6 protein-coding genes, 1 tRNA gene and 1 pseudogene are annotated in these 6477 nt (G+C 52.4%); 7 read left to right on the top strand and 1 reads right to left on the bottom strand.

All coding sequences use genetic code 11. The features are described 5' to 3' along the window. A pseudogene (locus BLP45_RS15010) lies at positions 1 to 134 on the bottom strand (adenosylmethionine--8-amino-7-oxononanoate aminotransferase BioA); the annotation flags it as partial. A gap of 145 nt (positions 135 to 279) precedes the next feature. Between BLP45_RS15010 and groES the strand changes: the two are divergent. The 7 genes from groES (at position 280) to clpP (ending at position 6377) form a co-directional block, all read left to right on the top strand. Further along, positions 280 to 570 carry a co-chaperone GroES gene (groES, locus tag BLP45_RS13915; RefSeq protein ID WP_090373094.1) on the top strand — a complete coding sequence of 97 codons (291 nt, stop codon included), beginning with the start codon at positions 280 to 282 and terminating at the stop codon, positions 568 to 570. Between the two features lie 53 nt (positions 571 to 623). Beyond that, positions 624 to 2282 carry a chaperonin GroEL gene (gene groL, locus BLP45_RS13910; RefSeq protein ID WP_090373093.1) on the top strand — a complete coding sequence of 553 codons (1659 nt, stop codon included), beginning with the start codon at positions 624 to 626 and terminating at the stop codon, positions 2280 to 2282. 204 nt (positions 2283 to 2486) lie between these two features. Next, a complete protein-coding gene (hpnD, locus tag BLP45_RS13905; RefSeq protein WP_090373092.1) occupies positions 2487 to 3332 on the top strand; it encodes a presqualene diphosphate synthase HpnD in 846 nt (281 codons plus the stop codon). A 79-nt stretch (positions 3333 to 3411) separates the two neighbouring features. Beyond that, a complete protein-coding gene (locus BLP45_RS13900; RefSeq protein ID WP_090373091.1) occupies positions 3412 to 4170 on the top strand; it encodes a YciK family oxidoreductase in 759 nt (252 codons plus the stop codon). A 56-nt stretch (positions 4171 to 4226) separates the two neighbouring features. Then, positions 4227 to 4311, top strand: a tRNA-Leu gene (locus BLP45_RS13895). Between the two features lie 115 nt (positions 4312 to 4426). Next, positions 4427 to 5731, top strand: a complete 1305-nt coding sequence (gene tig, locus BLP45_RS13890; RefSeq protein ID WP_090373090.1) for a trigger factor — start codon at positions 4427 to 4429, stop codon at positions 5729 to 5731. 1 nt (position 5732) lies between these two features. Further along, the gene (gene clpP, locus BLP45_RS13885) at positions 5733 to 6377 is read left to right on the top strand and encodes an ATP-dependent Clp endopeptidase proteolytic subunit ClpP (RefSeq protein WP_090373089.1); all 645 of its coding nucleotides are present in this window, start codon (positions 5733 to 5735) and stop codon (positions 6375 to 6377) included. The last annotated feature ends 100 nt before the right edge of the window (positions 6378 to 6477 follow it).

Below are 6477 nucleotides of genomic sequence, written 5' to 3'. Positions count from 1 at the left end.
CCATCGAAGTCGTAAAGCCATGCTCCTTCGCCCCGGGCAATCGGAATGAGTGGCACTATCTCATGCTGTTTCATTTGGGTGCATGGGTGCCATACTGCCCTCAGGCTGCGTTCCAATAAGTATTTATTGCTCATGTACTTGAAATCCACGGTGATAGACTCTATTATTAGCACTCGTTGGCGGTGAGTGCTAACAGGTTTTGTAACAAATTCCGGGAATCTGAAAGCATCGGTTTCCCGGCGATTTCATTGTATTAACTCTAAAACAGGAGAAAGAAACATGCAGATTCGTCCCCTACACGACCGCGTTATTGTCAAGCGGCTGGAAGAAGAACGCAAGACCGCGTCCGGTATTGTCATCCCTGACAGTGCCGCGGAAAAGCCCGATCAAGGCGAGATCATCGCCGTAGGCAAAGGCAAGACTGGCGATGACGGCAACGTCCGGCCGCTTGAGGTAAAAGTTGGCGATAAGGTGCTGTTCGGTAAATATTCCGGGCAGACGGTGAAGGTCATGGGAGAAGAGCTCCTGGTGATGCGTGAGGAAGATATCATGGGCGTAGTTGAAGGTTAATTGACCAAACTACGGCCTTAAACAATATTTCTGGAAATTTAGGAGAAAAGATTATGGCAGCGAAAGAAGTGAAATTTGGCGATTCAGCCCGTCACAAGATGGTAAATGGCGTCAACATCCTGGCCGATGCGGTCAAGGTGACCCTTGGACCTAAAGGTCGCAACGTCGTGCTGGAGCGTTCCTATGGGGCTCCGACAATCACCAAGGATGGCGTTTCAGTAGCGAAGGAAATTGAACTGAAAGACAAGTTCGAGAATATGGGCGCCCAAATGGTGAAGGAAGTAGCAAGCAAGACTTCAGATGTTGCCGGCGACGGCACGACCACTGCCACCGTGCTTGCCCAGTCGATCATCAAGGAAGGCATGAAGTTTGTCGCTGCCGGCATGAATCCCATGGATCTGAAGCGTGGTATCGATAAAGCTGTGGTCGCAACGGTTGAAGAGCTCAAGAAACTCTCCAAGCCCTGCACGACCGGTAAGGAAATCGCGCAGGTGGGAAGTATTTCCGCCAATTCAGACCCCGAAATTGGCAAGATCATTGCCGATGCCATGGAAAAAGTCGGCAAGGAAGGCGTGATTACCGTGGAGGATGGCTCCGGCCTGCAAAACGAATTGGAAGTGGTCGAAGGGATGCAGTTCGACCGCGGCTACCTTTCGCCGTATTTCATCAACAATGCAGACAGACAGATCGCGTTGCTGGAAAACCCCTTTGTCTTGTTGCACGACAAGAAAATTTCCAATATCCGTGAGTTGTTGCCAGTACTGGAACTGGTAGCCAAAGCAGGTAAGCCGCTGCTGATCATCGCCGAAGATGTCGATGGTGAAGCCCTGGCGACTCTGGTGGTGAACAATATTCGTGGTATCCTGAAAACCTGTGCAGTCAAAGCGCCAGGCTTTGGTGATCGGCGTAAAGCCATGCTCGAAGACATTGCCATTCTTACCGGCGGTACCGTAATCGCCGAGGAAGTTGGCCTGTCATTGGAAAAGGCAACGCTGAATGATTTAGGTCAAGCCAAGCGCATTGAGATTGGAAAGGAAGAAACCACTGTCATCGATGGCGCTGGTGACACCAAAACCATCGAGGGCCGGGTCAAGCAGGTTCGCAATCAAATCGAAGAAGCCACCAGCGACTACGACAAGGAAAAATTGCAAGAACGCGTGGCGAAGCTGGCGGGTGGGGTAGCGCTGATTAAAGTTGGCGCGGCTACCGAGGTGGAAATGAAAGAGAAGAAAGCGCGTGTCGAAGACGCGCTGCATGCAACCCGTGCCGCGGTAGAAGAAGGTATCGTTCCCGGCGGGGGCGTGGCATTATTGCGCACCCGTGCCGCGGTGGCCAGTATCAAAGGTGACAATCATGATCAGGAAGCCGGTATCAAGATTGTTCTGCGGGCACTGGAAGAGCCGTTGCGCCAAATCGTCGCTAACTGCGGCGACGAGCCTTCAGTAGTCATCAACAGGGTATTGGAAGGCCAGGGCAACTTCGGTTACAACGCCGCTACCAGCGAATACGGCGACATGGTGGAAATGGGAGTTCTGGATCCTACCAAGGTAACGCGTTATGCTTTACAGCACGCCGCTTCTGTGGCAAGCCTGATGCTTACCACTGATGCTCTGGTCGCGGAAATGCCGAAAGAAGAGTCCGGTGGTGCCGGTGGCATGGGCGGCATGGGTGGCATGGGTGGCATGGGCGGGATGGGCGGCATGGATATGTAGGATTTTCCGGTATCGGTCTTGTCCGAAATGCAGCACAATAAAAAACCCCGCCACGGTGGGGTTTTTTATTATAACAAGCGAGCTACAGGTTCTACCCGCATGGAATGCGGAAGATGGGGTCCGCGGCACGTCGGCGGAGTAATGAACATTTACTAATAAGATGCGACATAGCGGCAGCCAAATGTTTTTTCCACATAATTTATTATGACTCCAGACCAGTATTGTCAGGAAAAAGCCATTCAAAGCGGTTCCAGCTTCTATTACAGCTTTCTCTATCTGCCACTGGAAAAGCGCCGCGCCATTACCGCCCTGTATGCTTTCTGCCGCGAGGTGGACGATGTGGTGGACGAATGTACCGATGCGTCAGTGGCGCGAGCGAAGCTTGCGTGGTGGCGGCAGGAAGTTGCCGCCATATTCAATGCCGGCCAGGGAAATGAGCCCAGCCATCCGGTGGCAAAAGCATTGGTTAACGTCTCGAAGGCATTTAACCTCACTCCCGAGCGATTGAATGAAATCATAGACGGCATGGAGATGGATCTAAATTACAATCGATATGCTGATTTCGATACCCTGAAACTTTACTGCTATCACGTGGCAAGCGTTGTGGGATTATGTTCCGCTGAGATTTTTGGCTATCGTAATCCCGATACGTTGAAATATGCGCAAGATCTGGGACTCGCATTCCAGCTTACCAACATCATACGAGACGTCGGCGAGGACGCGCGCCGCGATCGCATTTATCTGCCCCAGGACGAGCTTGCCCGGTTCGGAGTATCCACAGAGGACATTCTCCATTCGCGTGAAACCGACGGCTTCAGGCGGCTGATGGAATTCCAGATCGAACGCGCGGAAAACTACTACGCGCGAGCCTTCGCAGCACTTCCTGCGGAGGATCGCAAAAATCAGCGGCCTGGTATCGTGATGGCAGCGATTTATCAGGCGCTGCTAAAGGAGATCAAGGGGGACGGGTGCCACGTTATGCGGCAACGCATCAGTCTCACCCCGATGCGTAAATTGTGGATAGCGTGGACGACCTGGATCAAAGGGTGAGCCACTTGTGCTATCAGCGTCTCCGTGCGCTGTATATCCAGGTACGGTTGTCGAACCATGCTTTTCCATTACCAATAGAATGAATGATTTCAAAAACTACCGTCCATCTCCCGATCTGCTCAAGAATCGCGTGATTCTCGTCACTGGCGCAGGACAAGGCATAGGCCGCACCGCGGCGCTCACTTACGCCGCTCACGGTGCGACCGTAATTTTGCACGGGCGCAACGTTGAGAAATTGGAACGCGTATATGATGAAATCGAGGAAAGAGGTGGAATGCAGCCGGCAATTTTTCCGCTTGACCTGGAAAAGGCCGGTGACAAGGATTTTGAGGCGATCGCGCAGGCCATCAAACTGCAATTGGGCAGGCTGGATGGCATTTTGCACAATGCGGCATTGATTTTCGGCCTGACTCCACTGGAGAACCAGACGCTGGAACAATGGCTAGCGCTGTTACGTGTTAATTTGATTGCGCCATTTGGGTTGACGCGGGCGTGTTTGTCGCTGCTGAAAGCGTCCCCGGATGCTAGCGTCATTATGACCTCGGATGTGCACGGTCATCATCCAGCTGCCTATTGGGGGGGGTTTGCAGTGGCGAAGGCGGCAGCGGAGGCGCTGGTAAAGATTCAGGCCCAGGAATGGGAGACCCTTCCGCGCCTGCGCGTCAACACGTTAATCCCCGGGCCGGTACATACGCCGCAGAGAACCAGGACGCATCCCGGCGAGGTCAAGCAGGACTTGCCTCAGCCGCTGGATCTGATGGCAGGCTACCTATACCTGATGGGGCCGGACAGTAAAGCGGTCAGTGGCGAGACGCTATTTTGCCAGGGCTGCCCGTAGTGGGGAGAAATAGGTATAATTGAGCGAATGTCAATGAACAAAAGACAAGGCGGCGAGCGAAAGTGGCGGAATTGGTAGACGCACCAGATTTAGGTTCTGGCGCCGAAAGGTGTGGGGGTTCGAGTCCCCCCTTTCGCACCAGGGAGCGATAAGCAACATTGAACGATGTCGAGTTTTGACGAGTCGTGTTCCCCCTGGTCGTTGTCACGCCGCTCGGTGGTGGTAGTCAGTGTTATCAACCAAGTCAGGAAATGTAATGCAAGCGAATGTTGAAGACCTTGGTGCGCTAGAGCGCCGCCTGAATGTTTCGGTTCCTCAGGAAAACATCGAGTCGGAAGTTGAAACCCGCCTGAAGCGTTTGGCGCGCACGGCAAAAATACATGGTTTTCGCCCCGGAAAAGTACCGCTAAAGATCGTTATGCAGCAATACGGGCCACAGGTGCGGCAGGAAGTGATGGGTGATGTGCTGCAGAAGAATTTCAGCGAAGCTGTGCGCGAGAAAAAGCTGAGAGTTGCGGGTTACCCGCGATTTGAACCAAAGCTTATGGAAGAGAATGCGTCTGAATTTGAATTCAGCGCCACATTTGAAGTCTACCCGGATGTGGTCCTTGGTGAGTTAAGCGGAATTCGGATCGAACAGCCCGTAGTCGATATTACCGGCGCCGATGTCGATAAAACGCTGGAGGTTTTACGTAAGCAGCGAGTTCAGTACGAACCGGCGGAACGCTCTGCTCAACCGGGAGATCGAGTGAATATCGATTATCGTGGTTTTATTGACGGGGAGGAGTTCGCTGGGGGTAAAGCCGAGAATTTTACCCTGGTGCTCGGGGAGGGCAGACTTCTCAAGGATTTTGAAGAACCGCTTGCCGGTATGAGCGCCGGGCAGAGTAAAACGTTTGAAGTAACCTTTCCAGCGGATTATCATGGCAAGGAGATTGCTGGGAAGACCGCTACATTTGAAGTAAGACTCAATGGAGTGGAAGCGGCCAGTTTACCGGAAGTGGATGCGGAATTTGCCAGATCGTTGGGTGTTGCCGATGGCAGCATCGATAAAATGCGCGACGAAATCCAGGCAAACCTTGAGCGCGAAGTATCCAAGCGGGTCAAAGCGAAAATTAAGGAACAGGTCATGCAGGCACTGCTTGACACAACCGCGATTCAAGCGCCCAAAGCTTTGGTGGAAGTTGAGTTAGAGAGATTAATGCAGGATGCGCGCCACGATCTTGAATCGCGCGGTATGAACGCCAAAAACGTGCCGCTACCCCGGGATTTGTTTCATGAGCGGGCACAACGCCGTGTGAGCCTGGGATTGATCTTGGCGGAACTGGTAAAAATCCATGGCTTGCATACGCGGCCGGAACAAGTGCGCGCAGTGGTTGAGGACCTCGCGCAGAGCTACGAGAATCCGGACGAAGTGGTCAAGTGGCACTACTCCTCGGCTGATCGCCTTCAGGGGGCGGAATCGGCGGTACTGGAAGATAATGTGGTAACGTGGGTGTTGGAAAAAGCCGTGATAGTGGATAAACAAATGACCTTAGATGAATTGATGGGAAAATCTTGACATGACGCAGCAACTTGACTGGAAGCAGCGCAACCTCGATCCGAACAATTTAGGCCTGATCCCCATGGTGATTGAAACCAGCGGGAGGGGAGAGCGTGCGTATGATATATATTCCCGCTTACTAAAAGAGCGGGTGATATTTCTGGTAGGTCCGGTTACCGAAGTTTCCGCCAATCTGATTGTGGCACAGCTGTTGTTCCTGGAATCGGAAAACTCGGATAAGGACATTCATTTTTATATCAATTCTCCTGGCGGCCTGGTTTCCGCCGGAATGGCGGTTTACGATACCATGCAATTCATTAAACCTGATGTGAGTACACTCTGCATAGGTCAGGCCGCGAGCATGGGATCGTTGCTATTGGCAGCAGGCGCAAAGGGCAAGCGTTTCTGCCTATCCAATTCGCGCGTCATGATTCATCAGCCCATGGGGGGTTTTCAGGGGCAAGCTTCCGATATCGAAATACACGCCAAGGAGATTCTGTTTCTTAAGAGCCGGCTGAATGAACTTATGGCAAAGCACAGCGGCCAAAGCATTCAGACCATCGAGAAAGACACGGATCGGGATAATTTCCTGAGCGCGGAGGATTCAGTAAAGTACGGCTTGGTGGATGCTGTGCTCACTTCCAGAAGTGAGGGCGCGAGTTAAGGTCTATAATACGACTCATACGTTTTCGACATAGCGTGCAAACACTGCGTGAGAAGCTTTTGGTTACCTGCAAAACGTAGGTCAAATACAACAATTCGAA

The sequence above is a fragment of the Nitrosospira sp. Nl5 genome (genome assembly GCF_900102495.1).
Classification (GTDB): domain Bacteria; phylum Pseudomonadota; class Gammaproteobacteria; order Burkholderiales; family Nitrosomonadaceae; genus Nitrosospira.
This window is presented reverse-complemented; position numbering and strand designations above follow the sequence as displayed.